The sequence below is a fragment of the Burkholderia stagnalis genome (assembly GCF_039848545.1).
In the GTDB taxonomy this organism is placed as follows: Bacteria; Pseudomonadota; Gammaproteobacteria; order Burkholderiales; family Burkholderiaceae; genus Burkholderia; species Burkholderia stagnalis.
Map to the genome: position 1 here is coordinate 1,277,135 of NZ_CP156685.1, position 16,813 is coordinate 1,293,947.

General features: G+C 68.4%; 18 protein-coding genes and 1 tRNA gene. 11 read left to right on the forward strand and 8 right to left on the reverse strand.

The window, feature by feature from the left end; translation table 11 throughout:
* Positions 1-105: 105 nt before the first annotated feature.
* The gene (locus ABFO07_RS06070; protein ID WP_060017551.1) at positions 106-1,146 is read left to right on the forward strand and encodes an NAD-dependent epimerase/dehydratase family protein; all 1,041 of its coding nucleotides are present in this window, start codon (positions 106-108) and stop codon (positions 1,144-1,146) included.
* On the opposite strand, the gene ABFO07_RS06075 is transcribed toward ABFO07_RS06070, so the two are convergent.
* On the reverse strand, positions 1,129-1,317 hold the full coding sequence (locus tag ABFO07_RS06075; protein ID WP_059810706.1) for a hypothetical protein: 189 nt from the start codon (positions 1,315-1,317) through the stop codon (positions 1,129-1,131). The genes ABFO07_RS06070 and ABFO07_RS06075 overlap by 18 nt on opposite strands.
* 97 nt (positions 1,318-1,414) lie before the next feature.
* Entirely contained in the window at positions 1,415-2,125 is a 711-nt protein-coding gene (locus ABFO07_RS06080) for a pseudouridine synthase (protein ID WP_060017549.1), read from the reverse strand.
* Positions 2,126-2,249: 124 nt separating this feature from the next.
* On the opposite strand from ABFO07_RS06080, the gene copC reads away from it, so the two are divergent.
* From copC to ABFO07_RS06100, 4 genes are all read left to right on the forward strand, one after another.
* Positions 2,250-2,624: a copper homeostasis periplasmic binding protein CopC gene (gene copC / locus ABFO07_RS06085; RefSeq protein ID WP_347468549.1), complete on the forward strand. Its 375-nt coding sequence runs from the start codon at positions 2,250-2,252 to the stop codon at positions 2,622-2,624.
* Positions 2,625-2,688: 64 nt separating this feature from the next.
* Positions 2,689-3,189, forward strand: coding sequence for a DinB family protein (locus tag ABFO07_RS06090; protein ID WP_059958323.1), 501 nt, complete (start codon positions 2,689-2,691; stop codon positions 3,187-3,189).
* A gap of 111 nt (positions 3,190-3,300) precedes the next feature.
* Entirely contained in the window at positions 3,301-4,074 is a 774-nt protein-coding gene (locus tag ABFO07_RS06095; RefSeq protein WP_347468550.1) for an SDR family oxidoreductase, read from the forward strand.
* A gap of 134 nt (positions 4,075-4,208) precedes the next feature.
* On the forward strand, positions 4,209-5,129 hold the full coding sequence (locus tag ABFO07_RS06100; protein ID WP_347468552.1) for a LysR family transcriptional regulator: 921 nt from the start codon (positions 4,209-4,211) through the stop codon (positions 5,127-5,129).
* A gap of 116 nt (positions 5,130-5,245) precedes the next feature.
* Here ABFO07_RS06100 and ABFO07_RS06105 read toward each other — a convergent pair.
* From ABFO07_RS06105 to ABFO07_RS06115, 3 genes are all read right to left on the reverse strand, one after another.
* Positions 5,246-5,330, reverse strand: a tRNA-Leu gene (locus tag ABFO07_RS06105).
* A gap of 88 nt (positions 5,331-5,418) precedes the next feature.
* A complete protein-coding gene (locus tag ABFO07_RS06110; protein ID WP_059891875.1) occupies positions 5,419-6,579 on the reverse strand; it encodes an ABC transporter substrate-binding protein in 1,161 nt (386 codons plus the stop codon).
* 64 nt (positions 6,580-6,643) lie between these two features.
* Positions 6,644-7,585, reverse strand: a complete 942-nt coding sequence (locus ABFO07_RS06115; protein ID WP_017333917.1) for a CysB family HTH-type transcriptional regulator — start codon at positions 7,583-7,585, stop codon at positions 6,644-6,646.
* Positions 7,586-7,803: 218 nt separating this feature from the next.
* On the opposite strand from ABFO07_RS06115, the gene ABFO07_RS06120 reads away from it, so the two are divergent.
* The 6 genes from ABFO07_RS06120 (at position 7,804) to cobA (ending at position 13,992) form a co-directional block, all read left to right on the forward strand.
* Positions 7,804-9,483, forward strand: coding sequence for a nitrite/sulfite reductase (locus tag ABFO07_RS06120; RefSeq protein ID WP_059810712.1), 1,680 nt, complete (start codon positions 7,804-7,806; stop codon positions 9,481-9,483).
* A 25-nt stretch (positions 9,484-9,508) separates the two neighbouring features.
* Positions 9,509-10,054, forward strand: a complete 546-nt coding sequence (locus ABFO07_RS06125) for a DUF934 domain-containing protein (RefSeq protein WP_059564418.1) — start codon at positions 9,509-9,511, stop codon at positions 10,052-10,054.
* Complete coding sequence (locus tag ABFO07_RS06130; protein ID WP_347468553.1) at positions 10,051-10,797, forward strand: phosphoadenylyl-sulfate reductase; 747 nt, start codon at positions 10,051-10,053, stop codon at positions 10,795-10,797. Before ABFO07_RS06125 ends, ABFO07_RS06130 begins: the two co-directional genes overlap by 4 nt.
* A gap of 72 nt (positions 10,798-10,869) precedes the next feature.
* Positions 10,870-11,832 carry a sulfate adenylyltransferase subunit CysD gene (gene cysD / locus ABFO07_RS06135; protein ID WP_059564420.1) on the forward strand — a complete coding sequence of 321 codons (963 nt, stop codon included), beginning with the start codon at positions 10,870-10,872 and terminating at the stop codon, positions 11,830-11,832.
* Positions 11,833-11,854: 22 nt separating this feature from the next.
* The gene (locus tag ABFO07_RS06140; protein WP_059883996.1) at positions 11,855-13,171 is read left to right on the forward strand and encodes a sulfate adenylyltransferase subunit 1; all 1,317 of its coding nucleotides are present in this window, start codon (positions 11,855-11,857) and stop codon (positions 13,169-13,171) included.
* 71 nt (positions 13,172-13,242) lie between these two features.
* Complete coding sequence (gene cobA, locus ABFO07_RS06145; RefSeq protein WP_059922706.1) at positions 13,243-13,992, forward strand: uroporphyrinogen-III C-methyltransferase; 750 nt, start codon at positions 13,243-13,245, stop codon at positions 13,990-13,992.
* Positions 13,993-14,101: 109 nt separating this feature from the next.
* Here cobA and ABFO07_RS06150 read toward each other — a convergent pair whose 3' ends face one another.
* From ABFO07_RS06150 to lptF, 3 genes are read right to left on the reverse strand one after another with little or no spacing between them, the layout of a single operon-like run.
* The gene (locus ABFO07_RS06150) at positions 14,102-14,482 is read right to left on the reverse strand and encodes a sirohydrochlorin chelatase (RefSeq protein WP_059884027.1); all 381 of its coding nucleotides are present in this window, start codon (positions 14,480-14,482) and stop codon (positions 14,102-14,104) included.
* Between the two features lie 26 nt (positions 14,483-14,508).
* On the reverse strand, positions 14,509-15,657 hold the full coding sequence (gene lptG / locus ABFO07_RS06155; RefSeq protein ID WP_059564423.1) for an LPS export ABC transporter permease LptG: 1,149 nt from the start codon (positions 15,655-15,657) through the stop codon (positions 14,509-14,511).
* Positions 15,658-15,660: 3 nt separating this feature from the next.
* Positions 15,661-16,758 carry an LPS export ABC transporter permease LptF gene (gene lptF, locus ABFO07_RS06160; RefSeq protein ID WP_059564424.1) on the reverse strand — a complete coding sequence of 366 codons (1,098 nt, stop codon included), beginning with the start codon at positions 16,756-16,758 and terminating at the stop codon, positions 15,661-15,663.
* Between the last annotated feature and the right edge of the window lie 55 nt (positions 16,759-16,813).

Sequence of the window (16,813 nt, forward strand, 5' to 3'; positions counted from 1 at the left end):
AACCAACTAGAACAAAATGTGGGGACCGTGCAGGTTGCGCACGGCAGCTACAATGCAAGCCGTTGCGCGTCGCGCAACGGTGGATACTGATATTTCGCAAACATCATGATCGCGACACGAATCCTGCGCCGGCCGCGCGTGCTGATCGTCGGCTGTGGCGACGTCGGCCTGCGCTGCGTCGCGCAATGGCGCGCACGCCGCGCCGACCTGCGGATCGTCGCGCTGACGAGCCATCCGGCACGGCGCGAAGCATTGCGCGCAGCCGGCGCGACGCCGATCGTCGGCGACCTCGACCACCCGTCCACGCTGCGGCGCCTTGCGGGCCTGGCGCCGCGCACGGTCCTGCATCTCGCCCCGCCGCAAGCCGACGGCGCCGAAGACCGCCGCACGCGTGCGCTCGTCGCGGCACTGGCCGCGACCACGCGGCGAGCGTCGGCTCAGCCGGCGCCCGCCTACGGCAGACTGCGGCGCGAGCGTGCCGTGGCACGGCCGGCCGGCTCGCGTTTCCGGGCAGCGCGTATTGTACCCGAGGGGCTTCGCGCGCCCACGCTCGTCTATGCGAGCACGACCGGCGTTTACGGCGACTGCGGCGGCGCGCGCATCGACGAGACGCACCCGCTGCGCCCGGCCAATCCGCGCGCGTTTCGCCGGGTGTCGGCGGAGCGGCAACTGCGCGCCGCGACCGCGCGCGGCGTGCTGTCGGCGCGCATCGTGCGGATCCCCGGCATCTACGCGGCCAACCGGCTGCCGCTCGCGCGCCTCGAGCGCGGCACGCCGGCGCTCGTGCCGGAAGACGACGTCTACACGAACCACATCCACGCCGACGACCTCGCGGCGATCCTGCTGCGCGCGGCCGCGCGCGGCCAGCCGTCGCGCGCGGTGCACGCGTCAGACGATAGCGAACTGCGGATGGGGGAGTATTTCGACCGAGTCGCGCACGCGTTCGGCCTGGCGCCGCCGCCGCGCGTGAGCCGCGCCGACGCCGAGCGCCTGCTCGAGCCGACGCTGCTGTCGTTCATGCGCGAGTCGCGGCGGCTGTCCAATGCCCGGCTCAAGCGCGAATTGTGCGTGACCTTGCGCTATCCGACCGTAGACGATTTCCTTCAAACGCTCGCGCCCGGCGGCGGGTCAGGTCAGCGCGGGTAACGCCTCGATCAGCAGGAAGCACAGCAGCGCGCCGATCAGCGCACCGATCAGGTTCGGATGGTATTTGTGCTTGCGGTGCATGGCCGCCAGCAGCCCGCCGATCCCGATCGCGCCGACCGCGGCAAAGGCAAGTATCACGTACGACAATTCGAACGGTTGAGTGATTTGCATGATGTCTCCCCTGCATCGCTGTTCGTAACAGCTTGTAATTCGAGTATAGCGAGGGGAGACCATCGAACGGTCGTGCTGATTTTCCCTTACAGGGTTTTTACGGTGCGGTGCCGCGCAACGCGGCCAGCTCGGTTTCGCTCAGCCATTGCCACGCGCCCGGCGCGAGCGTCGCGGGCAGCGTGAAGCCGCCGATGCGCTCGCGGTGCAGCGCTTCGACGCGGTTGCTCGCGGCGGCGACCATCCGTTTGACCTGGTGATATTTGCCTTCGAGCACGGTGAGTGCGAGCGCGTGCGTGTCGCGGGCCTCGGCGGCGATCGCCGCGATCGGCTTCGGCTCGCCGTGCAGCTGCACGCCCGCGCGCAGCGCGTTCAGCTGTGCGTCGTCGAGCGGATGGCGCACGGTCGCGACGTAGGTCTTCGGCACCTTGCGCTTCGGCGACGTGTACGCATGCACGAACTGGCCGTCGTCGGACAGCAGCAGCAGGCCGGTGGTGTCCTGGTCGAGGCGGCCGACGCACTGCACACCGCGCGCGACGAGCGGCGGCGGCAACAGGCTGAACACGCTCGCGTGATGCTGCGGATCGCGCGAGCACTCGTAGCCGGCCGGCTTGTTCAGCGCGAGATACGCGCGTGCATGGAACGGCCATGCCGCGCCGTCGACCGTGAAGACGAGGCCGTCGGTGTCGAACGCGGCGTCGGGGTCCGTGCAGGGCGCGCCGGCGGCGCCGACCCGGCCGGCCTCGATCAGGCCGCGGCACTGGCGGCGCGAGCCGAAGCCCTGGGTGAAGAGAATGCTTTCGAGATCCATAGCGCGCGCATTCTATCAAGCGCCGGCCCGTCGCCGGCATGCCGGCGCGCGCGCTGGTAAGCTGCCGAAACGCCGCGGGCGGCGCGCCTGCCCGCGGCATCCGCTCATCTCTCACGGACAGGACATGACCTTCGATCTGCTCTCCCTCGGCCGCCGCGCGGCCGCCGTCGTACTTGCCGCGACCGTGTCGACGGCCGCGTTCGCGCATGCGCGGCCGGCGAACACCGATCCCGCCGCCAACGCCGAGCTGAGCGTCGCGCCGGCCGCCGTCACGCTCGATTTCACCGAGCCGCTCGAGCCGGCCTTCAGCTCGATCGTCGTCGTCGACGGTGCGGGCAAGACGGTGTCGGACGGCAAGGCGAGCGTCGACGCCGCGAACCGCAAGCGGATGACGGTGCCGCTGCCGGCGCTCGGAGCGGGCGCCTATTCCGTCAAGTGGGTGGCCGTCGCGGCGGACGGGCACCGCACGCAGGGCAGCTACCGCTTCAGCGTGAAGTAATCGCCGCGGCAGGCGGGCTGCGGCCCGCGGCCATCTTCCCCGCGACCGACCCGGAGACCCTCGCATGAACCCGGTGACCCTCGACGCCCTTGCCGATTTTCCGCGTCTGCTCGAAGCCCACTTCGCGGCGGTGCCCGACGGTTACGCACGCTGGACGCCCGGCGACTGGGAGGGCATTCCGAGCGAGCGTTTTTCTCCGCTCGGGCAGCTCTGTCATGTGCGGGACATCGAGATCGACGGATATCACGTGCGCTTGCGCCGGATGCTCGATGAGGATCGCCCGCGGCTCGTGTCGGTCGACAGCGATGCGCTCGCGCTCGAGCGGCGCTACGACGACGCGCACGCGCCGGACGTGCTCGCCGCGTTTCGCGACGCGCGGCGCCGCACGCTCGAGCGCGTGTCGGCGCTCACGCCGGACCAGTGGGCGCGCACCGGCGAATTCGACGGCTATGGCGCGCTGACGGTGCGCGGGCTCGTCCATTACCTGAGCAGCCACGACCAGCAGCATCTGGCGGGGATGCAGTGGCTGCTCGGCAAAATCGACGCCGCACGGCACGCGCGCTGACGGCGCCGGATTGGATCGATTTCCTGGACAATCCATCCAGCCGCGGCCGGCTGACCGGCGCCCCATCCGTGCCTACACTCAGGACTTCGTTCAACGAGAAAGGAGTCAACCGTGGCCACTCATGCACTCGCAGACAAGGTCGTCCTGATCGCAGGCGGCGCGAAGAACCTCGGCGGCCTGATCGCGCGTGACCTGGCGAGCCACGGCGCGAAGGCGGTGGCGATCCACTACAACAGCGCGGCGACGCTGGCGCAGGCCGAGGAGACGGCGGCCGCGGTGCGTGCGGCGGGCGCCGATGCCGCGACGTTCCAGGCGAACCTGACGACGGCCGCCGCGCTCGAGCGGCTGTTCGACGCGGTCAAGCAGCGCTTCGGCAGGATCGACATCGCGATCAACACCGTCGGCAAGGTGCTGAAGAAGCCGATCGCCGAGATCACCGAGGCCGAGTACGACGAGATGTTCGCGGTCAACAGCAAGTCCGCGTTCTTCTTCATCAAGGAGGCGGGGCGGCATCTCGAGGATCACGGCAAGCTCGTCACGCTCGTGACGTCGCTGCTCGGCGCGTTCACGCCGTTCTATGCGGCCTACGAGGGCGCGAAGGCGCCGGTCGAGCACTTCACGCGCGCGGCCGCGAAGGAATACGGCGCGCGCGGGATCTCGGTGACGGCCGTCGGGCCGGGCCCGATGGATACGCCGTTCTTCTATCCGGCCGAAGGCGCCGATGCGGTCGCGTATCACAAGAGCGCGGCCGCGCTGTCGCCGTTCAGCAAGACGGGGCTCACCGACATCGAGGACGTCGTGCCGTTCATCCGCCACCTCGTGACCGACGGCTGGTGGATCACGGGCCAGACGATCCTGATCAACGGCGGCTATACGACGAAATAGGCGCCGAGCCAGGCTGCCGGGCGCGTACCGCACTGGCCGGTTTGCGTGGACAATGGGCAGGCGCGCGGGCGTCACGGCCGCGCGCCTGTTTCATTTCCGGCGCCCGCCGCCCGAACGAACCCGCCTCTTCGCCGATGGACAAGCTGGATCAGGTCAGAATCTTCCTTCAGGTTGCCGAGATGGGCAGCTTCATCAAGGCCGCGCATGCGCTCGACGTGCCGCGCGCGACCGTGTCGGCGGCCGTTCAGCAGCTCGAGACGGGGCTCGGCACGCGGCTGCTGCATCGCACGACGCGGCAGGTGCAGCTGAGCGCCGACGGCGCGCTGCTGCTCGAGCGCGGCCGGCGCCTGCTCGCGGAAGCCGACGAACTCGATCGGCTGTTCCGCAGCCGCGACCGCGACGTGATCGGCCGGCTCAACGTCGACGTGCCGAGCCGGATCGCGCGCCGCGTGATCGCGCCCGCGCTGCCGTCGCTGTTCCGCCGTCACCCGAAGCTGCAACTGTTCCTCGGCTCGACCGACCGCTCGATCGACCTCGTGCAGGAGGGCGTCGACTGCGCGATCCGGGTCGGACGGCTCGCCGACAGCAGCCTCGTCGTGCGGCCGCTCGGGCAATTCGTGCTGGTCAACTGCGCGAGCCCCGACTACCTGCGCGAATGCGGCGTGCCCGCGCATCCGGACGCGCTGGCGCACGGGCACTGGGCGGTCGGCTACGCGTCGCCGGCGAGCGGCCGCGAGCTGCCGTGGGAAGTCTGCGCCGGCGGCGTCACGCGCGAGCTGGCGCTGCCGAGCCGCGTGATCGTCAACAACGCGGAGACCTACATCGCCAGCTGCCTCGCGGGGATGGGGCTGATCCAGATTCCGCGGTTCGACGTCCAGCACCTGCTCGACAGCGGCGCGCTGGTCGACGTGATGCCGGGCTATCGGGCCGCGCCGATGGACGTGTCGGCCGTGTATCCGCATCGCCGGCACCGGTCGCGCAGGCTCAATGCGTTCATCGAGTGGTTCGCGGAGCTGATGGGCGGGGCGCTGCGGGAGGGTGGGAGCGAGCGCTGAGCGCGCGCGGCCGAACCGCTCGTTCGGTGCGTTGCGGCGCGCGCCGGAAACAAAAAACCCGCGAAGCGGTGCGCGTTCGCGGGTTTCGACTACGGTTGGCGTATGACGCCGAAATCTGGTGCCCAGGGCCGGAATCGAACCGGCACGCCTTGCGGCGGGGGATTTTGAGTCCCCTGCGTCTACCAATTTCACCACCTGGGCTTGTTCGGGCCCGCGCATGCGGTTGTGCGCGGCGAAAACGCGAATTATCGCTGAAATCGCGGCACCGGGCAAGCCGCGTTGCGGTCGTTCACTGGCCGAGATAGGCGAACGCGCCGTGCCGGACGATCCCCATCACGCTCGCGCGCTGGTCGAGCCCGACGTGATCCTGGTCGCTCGTATTGACGACGCCGTTCGGCACCACCAGCTCGTGCGCGCGTTCGAGCTCGCGCCGCAGCGCCGCGCGGAACGCGGGGGTGCCCGGCTGCGCGGCCTTCAGCGCGCGGCCGACCGCGTCGGCGAGGCGTGGGTACACGCCTGCCGCATCGCCCGCGAACTGCGTGACCGTGCCGGCGCCGTATTTCGCCTCGTACGCGTCGACGAACGCGAGCGCGGCGCGGCGGGCCGGGTGGTCGGCCGGCAGCGTGCGCGCAACGACGACGGGCTGGGTCGGGAACAGCGTCCCGTCCACGTCCTTGCCGCCGAGCTTGATGAACTCCGGCGTCGCGATCCCGTGCGTCTGGTAGATCGGGCCCTTGTAGCCGCGCTCGATCAGCGTGCGCTGCGGCAGCACGGCCGGCGTGCCGGACCCGGCGACCAGGATCGCGTCGGGTTTCGCCGCGATCAGCTTCAGCGCCTGGCCGGTGACGCTCGCATCGGTGCGGTTGAAGCGCTCCGCCGCGACCACGCGGATCTTGCGCAGCTCGGCGAAGCGCGTGAATTCGTTCAGCCAGCTGTCGCCGTAGCTGTCCGCGAAGCCGATGAAGCCGACCGTCTTCACGCCGCGGTTCGACATGGTGCGGGTCATCACGTCGGCCATCGCGCGGTCGCTTTGCGCCATCTTGAACGCCCAGGTGCGCGCGCCTTCCTGCGGCTCGACGACCGCGCCGGAACCCACCAGCGTGATCATCGGCGTCTGCGCATCCGCGACGGCGTCGAGCGCCGCGAGCGCGGCCGGCGTGATGTTCGGCCCGATCACGACGTCCACGCGGTCTTCCGCGACCAGCTTGCGGATGTTGCGCACCGCGGCGCCCGGGTCGGACGCGTCGTCGAGCACCGTCACCTGCAGGTTCTGCCCGGCGATCGTCTTCGGCCACATCAGGATCGCGTTCTTGCTCGTGATGCCGATCGCGGCCGCGGGGCCGGTCGTCGACAGGTCGACGCCAACCTTCAGGTCCGCGTGCGCGGCGGCGCAGGCGAGGGCGAGGACGGCGCCGGCGGCGCGGCGCAGCAGCGGGGCGGAAAGCGGCATGCGTGAACCTCCGTCGGGCGGAAAAAAGGGGGGCAATGTGCGCCCCCGTCGTGATGCAGTCCGGTCAAAGTTCGTACGATTCGGCTTCGCCCTTCAGCGCCTGCTCGATCAGCTTGCGGTTCAGCGTCGGCGACAGCAGCTCGACGAGCGTATACACATAGCTGCGCAGGTACGCACCCTGCTTGAGCGCGACGCGCGTGACGTTGCTGCCGAACAGGTGGCCCACCGGAATCAGCCGCAGGTTGCGGTCGCGCTCCGGGTTGAACGCGATGTCGGCCATGATCCCGACGCCGAGGCCGAGCTCGACGTAGGTCTTGATCACGTCGGCGTCGATCGCCTCGAGCACGATGTCCGGCGACAGCCCGCGCAGCGCGAACGCATGGTTGATCTTCTTGCGGCCCGCGAACGCGTCGTCGTAGGTGATCAGCGGATACTGCGCGAGATCGTCGAGGGTCGGCGGCTTGCGTTCGAGCAGCGGGTGGTCGACGGGCACCACGGCCGCGTGGTGCCACTGGAAGCAGGGCAGCGACACGAGTTCCTTGTAGTCGGCGATCGCCTCGGTCGCGATCGCGAGATCGGCCTGGTCGTGGATCACCATCTCGGCGACCTGCGTCGGGCTGCCCTGCAGGATCGACAGGTGCACCTTCGGGAAGCGCTTCTTGAATTCGGCGATCGCGGCCGGCAGCGAGTAGCGGGCCTGCGTGTGGGTCGCCGCGATCGTCAGGTTGCCCTGATCCTGCGCGGCGTAATCCTTTCCGACCCTTTTCAGGCTCTCGACCTCCTGGAGGATCCGCTCGACCGACGCGAGGATGATCCGCCCAGGTTCGGTGAGCGAACGCACGCGCTTGCCGTGCCGCGTGAAGATCTCGACGCCGAGCTCGTCTTCCAGCTCGATGATGGCCTTCGAGACCCCCGGCTGCGACGTGTACAGCGCCTTGGCAGCCTCGGTGAGGTTGAAATTCTGCCGGACGGCCTCGCGCACGAAGCGAAATTGGTGCAGGTTCATTTATAACCCTTTCGCATATCAACAGAATTTTTTAGTCGTTTGAAATATAAGGCGAGTTTATTACGATTCACCGGAGTTTTTCAAATATGGATATCTGTTTTCGTCATTAGCAATCCACCGGGCCGCCGATGATGGCCCGGCGCGGCGGCGAAACGGAGATTCGGGCGCGGCGTGGCTAGGACGTCGCGCGGTCAACACGAAAACCCTGGGGTCCCCGAATGTATCAGTACGACCAATACGACCAGACGATCGTCGACGAGCGCGTCGCGCAGTACCGCGACCAGGTGCGCCGCCGCTTGTCGGGCGAGTTGAGCGAAGACGAGTTCCGCCCGCTGCGCCTGCAGAACGGCCTGTACATGCAGCGTCACGCATACATGCACCGCATCGCGATTCCGTACGGCAACCTGCGCAGCGACCAGCTGCGGATGCTGGCCCGCATCGCGCGCGAGCACGACCGCGGCTACGGCCACTTCTCGACCCGCTCGAACATCCAGTTCAACTGGATCAAGCTCGAGGAGACGCCCGAGATCCTCGCGAAGCTCGCGTCGGTGCAGATGCACGGCATCCAGACGTCGGGCAACTGCATCCGCAACATCACGGCCGACCAGTTCGCGGGCGTCGCTCAAGACGAGGAGATCGATCCGCGCCCGTGGTCGGAAATCCTCCGCCAGTGGTCGACGTTCCACCCCGAGTTCGCGTGGCTGCCGCGCAAGTTCAAGATCGCGGTGTCCGGCTCGAAGGACGACCGCGCGGCCGTGCAGATCCACGACCTCGGCGTGTACCTGAAGAAGAACGCGCAGGGCGAAATCGTCGCGAGCATCCTCGCGGGCGGCGGCCTCGGCCGCACGCCGATCATCGGCGCGGTGATCAAGGAAGACCTGCCGTGGCAGCACCTGCTGACCTACTGCGAAGCCGTGCTGCGCGTGTACAACCGCTACGGCCGCCGCGACAACCTCTACAAGGCGCGCATCAAGATCCTCGTGAAGGCGCTGTCGCCGGCGAAGTTCGCGCAGCAGGTCGAGGAGGAGTGGCAGCACCTGAAGGACGGCCCGTCGACGCTCACGCAGGCGGAAGTCGACCGCGTGTCGCAGTACTTCCAGCCGCCGGTCTACGAGAAGCTCGCCGACACCGACGCGTCGTACGAGCAGCACCTGCTCGAGAACAAGGCGTTCTCGCGCTGGGTCGAGCGCAACGTCGCGCCGCACAAGGTGCCGGGCTACGCGGCCGTCACGCTGTCGCTGAAGAACCATCGCGTCGCGCCGGGCGATGCGACCGACGCGCAGATGGAGCAGGTCGCCGACTGGGCGGATGCCTACTCGTTCGGCGAGCTGCGCGTGTCGCACGAGCAGAACCTGATCCTCGCGAACGTGAAGAAGCGCGACCTGTTCGCGGTGTGGGAAAAGGCGAAGGCCGCCGGCTTCGCGACGCCGAACGTCGGCCTGCTGACCGACATCATCGCGTGCCCGGGCGGCGACTTCTGCTCGCTCGCGAATGCGAAGTCGATCCCGATCGCGCTGGCGATCCAGCAGCGCTTCGACGATCTCGATTTCGTGTACGACCTCGGCGACCTGTCGCTGAACATTTCCGGTTGCATGAACTCGTGCGGCCATCACCACGTCGGCAACATCGGCATTCTCGGCGTCGACAAGGACGGCGCCGAGTGGTACCAGGTGTCGCTCGGCGGCGAGCAGGGCACGGGCCACGACGGCGCGCGCCTCGGCCGCGTGATCGGCCCGTCGTTCTCGGCGGAGGAAGTGCCGGACGTGATCGCGAAGCTGATCGACACGTTCGTCGAGTCGCGCATCGACGGCGAGCGCTTCGTCGACACGTACGATCGCATCGGCATCGCGCCGTTCAAGGAGCGCGTGTATGCGGCGCGCCAGGCAGTGAACGCGTAACCAACCGGGTAGAAGGAATTAGCAGATGGCTTCGATTATCAAGAACCGCGCAGTGATCGACGATGCATGGCAGGTCGTGCGCGCGGCGGAAGACGGCGCACTGCCCGCGGTCGACGCGTTGCCGGCCGGCAAGGTGCTGGTGCCGTTCGCGTTGTGGCAGGCCGAGCGCGCGGCGCTGGTCGCCGCAAAGACGAAGGACGAACTCGGCGTGTGGCTCGCGCCGGACAGCGAACCGGCCGATCTCGCGGCCGACTTCGGCGCGATCTCGCTGATCGCCGTCGAGTTCCCGCGCTTCGCGGACGGCCGCGGCTACAGCATCGCGCGCCTGCTGCGCGAGCGCCACGGCTGGACGGGCGAGCTGCGCGCGATCGGCGACGTGCTGCGCGACCAGCTGCTGTACATGTCGCGGGTCGGCTTCGATGCGTTCGCGGTGCGCGCGGACAAGGACATCCACGACGCGCTGAACGCATTCGGCGAGTTCTCGCAGCGCTACCAGGGCGCGTTCGACGAGCCGGCGCCGCTGTTCCGCCGCCGCGGCGCGGCGACGCCCGACGCGAAGGTGAGCGCATGAGCGACGCCCACGCCACCCTGACGCCGGCGCTCGCCGCGAAGGTCGAGCGGCTCGACGCGCTGCTCGCGCAGATCGCCGCGCGCCATCCGAACGTGAAGTTCGCGAGCAGCCTCGCGGCCGAGGACATGCTCGTTACGCACGCGATCCTGTCGAAGGGCGTGTCGATCGGCATCTTCTCGCTGAACACGGGCCGCCTGCACGCGGAGACGCTCGGCATGATCGACCGCGTGCGCGAACGCTACGGCTACGAGATCGAGCAGTTCCATCCGCGGCAGGACGCGGTCGACCAGTACGTCGCCGACCATGGCCTGAACGCGTTCTACGAAAGCGTCGAGCTGCGCAAGTCGTGCTGCCACATCCGCAAGGTCGAGCCGCTGAACCGCGCGCTCGCCGACGTCGATGCGTGGGTCACCGGCCAGCGCCGCGAGCAGTCGGTCACGCGCGCGGAGCTGCACGAGGAAGAGCAGGACGAGGCGCGCGGCATCGCGAAGTACAATCCGCTCGCCGACTGGACCGAGGACGACGTGTGGGCGTACCTGAAGGCGTTCGACGTGCCGGTCAACCCGCTGCATGCGCGCGGCTACCCGAGCATCGGCTGCGAGCCCTGCACGCGCGCGATCCGTCCCGGCGAGGACAGCCGCGCGGGCCGCTGGTGGTGGGAATCGCGCGATACGAAGGAATGCGGCCTGCACATCACGATCACGCCGATTCCCGCGACGGCCGGCGCAAGCGCCGCGCACTGAGCGATACAAGACAGAATATTGCGCCGCCCGCGAAAGCGGGCGGCACGAACCCAGAAGAGAAGGACTGAAACCATGAGCACGACGCTCGAGCAATCCGCCTTTGCCTCGCCCACCGGCGACGCCGGCCGCATGGGCCACCTCGACTGGCTCGAAGCCGAGTCGATCCACATCCTGCGCGAGCTCGTCGCCGAGTGCAGCAAGCCGGCGCTGTTGTTCTCGGGCGGCAAGGATTCGGTCGTCGTGCTGCATCTCGCGCTGAAGGCGTTCGGCCTCGGCGCGAACCGCAAGACGTCGCTGCCGTTCCCGCTCGTGCACATCGACACGGGCCACAACTACGACGAAGTGATCGACTTCCGCGACCGCCGCGCGAAGGAGATCGGCGCCGAGCTGGTGGTCGGCCACGTCGAGGATTCGATCAAGCGCGGCACCGTCGTGCTGCGCCGCGAGACCGATTCGCGCAACGCCGCGCAGGCCGTCACGCTGCTCGAGACGATCGAGCAGCACGGCTACACCGCGATGATCGGCGGCGCGCGCCGCGACGAAGAGAAGGCCCGCGCGAAGGAGCGCATCTTCTCGTTCCGCGACGAATTCGGCCAGTGGGATCCGAAGGCGCAGCGCCCGGAACTGTGGAGCCTGTACAACGCGCGCCTGCACAACGGCGAACACCTGCGCGTGTTCCCGATCTCGAACTGGACCGAACTCGACGTGTGGCAGTACATCGCCCGCGAGAACCTCGAGCTGCCGTCGATCTACTACGCGCACCAGCGCGAGATCGTGCGCCGCAACGGCCTGCTCGTGCCGGTCACGCCGCTCACGCCGATGCGCGAGGGCGAGACGAGCGAGCTCGCGCAGGTGCGCTTCCGCACGGTCGGCGACATCAGCTGCACGTGCCCGGTCGAGAGCGACGCGGACGACCTCGAGAAGATCATCGCCGAGACGGCGGTGACCGAGATCACCGAGCGCGGCGCGACCCGGATGGACGACCAGGCGTCCGAGGCCGCGATGGAAACGCGCAAGAAGCAAGGTTATTTCTGAAGCACACGAGGACATTCACATCATGAGCATCATCGAGAACAACGAAGACCTCGGCGTGCTGCGCTTCATCACCGCGGGCAGCGTCGACGACGGCAAGAGCACGCTGATCGGCCGCCTGCTGTACGACAGCAAGGCCGTGCTGTCCGACCAGCTGTCCGCGCTGTCGCGCGCGAAGAACAAGCGCACGGTCGGCGACGAGCTCGACCTCGCGCTGCTGACCGACGGGCTGGAAGCCGAGCGCGAGCAGGGCATCACGATCGACGTCGCGTACCGCTATTTCGCGACCGCGAAGCGCAAGTTCATCATCGCCGATACGCCGGGCCACGAGCAGTACACGCGCAACATGGTGACGGGCGCGTCGACCGCGCACGCGGCGATCGTCCTGATCGACGCGACGCGCATCACGGTCGAGAACGGCGTCGTGCAGCTGCTGCCGCAGACCAAGCGCCACAGCGCGATCGTCAAGCTGCTCGGCCTGCAGCACGTGATCGTCGCGATCAACAAGATGGACCTCGTCGACTACAGCGAGGCGCGCTTCAACGAGATCCGCGACGCGTACGTCGCGCTCGCGAAGCAGCTCGGCCTCGCCGACGTGCGCTTCGTGCCGGTGTCGGCGCTCAAGGGCGACAACATCGTCGGCGCGAGCGAGCGCATGCCGTGGTACGCGGGCGAGCCGCTGCTCGACGTGCTCGAGTCGCTGCCGGTCGAGACGCAGGCGCATGACGCGCTGCGCTTCCCGGTGCAGTGGGTCGCGCGCCAGGACGGCAGCTCGGCCGACGATTTCCGCGGCTACATGGGCCGCATCGAGTCGGGCGAAGTGAAGGTCGGCGACGAGATCGTCGTGCTGCCGTCGAACCGCACCGCGACGGTCGCCGAGATCATCGCGCCGGTGCCGGGCGGCACCGCGGCGGTCGGCCAGGCGTTCGCGGGCCAGACGGTGACGATCCGCCTCGCGGAAGACGTCGACGTGTCGCGCGGCGACATGTTCGTCGCGCCGTCCGAGCCGGTCGCGCCGGCGAAGAAGCTCGAGGCGGATCTGTGCTGGTTCGACGACGCGCCGCTGTCGCCGCAGCGCAAGTACCTGCTGAAGCAGACCACCAGCACGGTGTTCGCGAAGATCGGCGCGGTCAAGCAGGTGCTCGACGTGCACACGCTGTCGCACGCGACCGACCGTCACGAGCTGAAGATGAACGACATCGGCCGCGTCGCGCTGACGCTGCAGAAGCCGATCGTGTGCGATACGTACGATGCGCATCCGGGCACGGGCGCGTTCGTGCTGATCGACGAGGCGACGCACCACACGGTCGCCGCAGGCATGATCCGGGCGTTTTCGGCGTAATCGGAACACCGCGCCGCCTGTCGGGCGGCGCGCTCCGATGCCGACGCGCGCAGGAAAGCGAAGCGATGAATATGGGCAAGGTATATCTGATCGGCGCCGGGCCGGGCGCGGCGGACCTCATCACGGTGCGCGGCGCGCGCCTGCTCGGCGAGGCCGACGTCGTGCTGCACGACGCGCTCGTCGAGCCCGCGATGCTCGACTACGCGCCGAACGCGCGCCGGATCGCGGTCGGCAAACGCTGCGGCCAGCGTTCGAGCGCGCAGCATTTCATCAACAAGCAGATCGTCGACGCGGCGCGCGAGCATGCGTGCGTCGTGCGGCTGAAGGGCGGCGATCCGATGCTGTTCGGCCGCGCGGACGAAGAGATGCGCGCGCTCGAGGCGGCCGGCATCGACTACGAGATCGTGCCGGGCATCACCGCGGCGCTGGCGGGCGCGGCGACGCTGAAGCGCTCGCTGACGCTGCGCGGCGTCGCGCGCAGCGTCGCGTTCGCGACGCACAGCCGCGCGCCGGGCAGCGACGAGATCCGCGAAGCGGCGCGCGCCGATTCGATCGTCTACTACATGGGCCGCGACAGCGCGCCCGGCATCGCGCAGGAACTGATCGACGCGGGCCGCGCGCCCGCCACGCCGGTGGCGATCGTCGAGGCGTGCAGTACCGCGCGCGAGCGCACGCTCACGCTGACGCTCGGCGGGATGGCGGCGGGCGACGCGCAGGCATGGCTCGATCCGGCCGAACCGAGCCTGCTGATGATCGGCGATGCGTTCGCCGAGCGCGCGCTGCCGGCGAAGGCCGACGGGGCGATGCGCGACGCGGCCTGAGCGGGGCAGGGCGCGCGTCGGTGCATCGCCGACGTCAAAGGCGGCCCGAAACGAAAAAGCGCTGGCAGCTTGCTGCCAGCGCTTTTGTTTTATGTGGCGCCGGTTCGCGCTATGCGGTGTCGTTCGCCTGGTCGAGGCAATAGCGCGCGATCGCATCGAGCACGCCGTCGTCCTCGCCGACCGCGGTTGCGCAGCGGATCTCGACGCCCGGATGCGCGGCGCGGCACGCGTCGACGAGCTGCGGCAGGTCGCGCCGGACGTGGCCGCCCTGGCCGAAGAACACCGGCACCACGGTGATGCGTGTGCAGCCGGCCGCCACCTGCGCGGCGACCGCGGTGTCGAGCGACGGCGTCATCAGTTCGAGAAACGCGAGCGAAACCGGCGCAGCGGGCGCAGCCGCCCGCAGCCGCGCGGCAAGCCGCTCGAACGGCTCCGCCCAGCGCGGATCGCGGGCGCCGTGGCCGAACAGGACGATACCGTGCGTACCCATGTCGAACTCCGTCGCGGCGCCGGCGCTCAGTGCCGGTCGACCCATTTGAGCGCGAACAGGCCGAGCCCCAGGTAGAGCAGGCCGGGGAGCGCCGCGGTCAGCGGCGCAGGCCACGTGTTCAGCGTGCCGATGTGCGAGAACAGCGTATTGAGCAGCTGGAAGCTCATGCCGAGCATGATGCCGCCGAACACCTTCACGCCGACCACGCCCGCGCGCGTATGCAGGTACGCGAACGGCAGCGACAGCACCAGCATCACGAACACCGCGAACGGATACAGCAGCTTGCGCCAGAACGCGATGTCGTAGCGCTGCGTGTCCTGCTGGTTTTCCTTCAGGTGCTGGATGTAGCGGAACAGGTTGACGATCGACATGCGTTCCGGCGACACGAGCAGCACCGACAGGATCTGCGGCGTCAGGTCCGAGCGCATCCGGAACTCCGGCAGCGTGACCTGCTGCGACCGGTACACGGGGTTCAGCGCATCGGCGGGCTGGCCGCTGATCGGCTTGATCGGCGTCAGCTCCGTCTCGGTGACACCCGTCAGCAGCCAGTGGCCGGGCGGCTCGTAGCGGCCCGTCTGCGCGATGCGCAGGTTCTTCAGCTGGAATTTCGAGTCGAATTCGTAGATCCGCACATTGCTGATCGTCGAATCGGGCGACAGGCTGCCGACGTTGACGAAGCGCGTGACCGGCTCGCCGTTGTCGCCCGCCGTGAGCGTGTCCTTCACCCACACGCCGGACTGGAAGTTCGACGACACCGACGCGCCGAGCGCCTGCAGCCTCACGCGTTCGGACAGCTGGTCGGCGTACGGGCCGACGAATTCGCCGATCAGGTAGGTGAGGATCACGAGCGGCACGCCGATCTTCAGCAGCGAGCGCAGCGCCTGGTTGGTCGCGAGGCCGGACACGCGGAAGATCGTGAATTCCGAGTTCGCGGCCATCTGCGCGAACACGTAGATCGCGCTGATCAGCGCCGCGACCGGGATGATCTCGTAGAAGCGCGACGGCGTCTGCAGCGCGACGCGCAGCACCGCGTAGCCGAACTTGTAGTTGCCGTGCCCGACTGAATTCAGCTCGCTGATCAGGTCGAAGAAGAAGAACAGGCCCGAGAACGCGAACAGGATGAAGACGAACGTGACGTAGATCTGGCGCGCAAAGTACTTTTCATAGAGCCGCATCGATCATGCTCCCGTCGAGCGGCTGAACAGCGCGCGTGAAAACAGCGGGCGGTTGCGCACCCGCAGCCAGAAGATGACGCCGACGAGCGCCGCGACGATCAGGTGCAGGCCGACGAGGCCGACGCCGAACGGCAGCTTGCCCTGCTCGATCTGCGCCTGCACGACGTTCAGCAGGTTCGAGTAGGTCAGGTAGATCAGCACGGCCATCACGAGGTTGATCGTGCGGCTGCGGCGCGGGTTCTGGTATGCGAGCGGGATGCCGAGCACCATCAGGTTGATCGCGATCAGCGGCAGGCCCGCGCGCCATGCGAATTCGGCGAGATTCTCGCGGGTCGGGTTGCGCAGGAGTTCCGGCGTCGGCATGCCGGTGGTGGTGGTCGCGTTGACCACCGGCTTGCTCGTGATCTTCACGCCGTAGCGCTCGAACTCCATGATCTTGAAGTTCGGCTGGCCGGGCGTGCCGTCGTAGCGGCGGCCGTTCTCGAGCACGACGAAGCGGTCGCCGTCCTTCATCGTTTCGGTGTGGCCCGTCTGCGACACGACGACGTTGACCTTGCCGTTCTCGGTCGACGTCACGAACACGTTCTGCACCTTGCTCTGGTCCGGCGCCATCTTCTCGATGAAGAACACGCGGTGGTTCGACGTCGATTCGCGGAACTGGCCGGGCGCGAGCAGCGAGATCTCGTCGCGCTGCTGGAAGCGCGCCTTGATCATCTTGCTCTGCTGGTTCGACCACGGCCAGCCGACGAACGCGAAGAACGCGATCAGCAGCACGATCGGCGTCGCGAACACGCCGATCGGCTTGATCAGGCGGGTCAGGCTCACGCCGGACGCGAGCCAGACCACCATTTCGGAATCCCGGTACCACCGGGTCAGCACGAACAGGATCGAAACGAACAGCGTGACGACGAGCATCACGGCAAGGTAGCCGATCACGGTCAGGCCGATCAGCACGAGCACGTCCTTCGGGTCGATTTCACCGGACGCGGCATAGCCGACGATGCGGATCATCATCGTCGTGAGCATGATCGTGAGCAGCACCATGAACACGGCGCCAGCCGTATACGCAAGCTCGCGCTGGAGGGAGCGTTCGAAGATCATTCTTGATGAGAAGAGGGCGGGAGGCGATGCTCGCGCGGGCGGGCGTTCGCGCCGC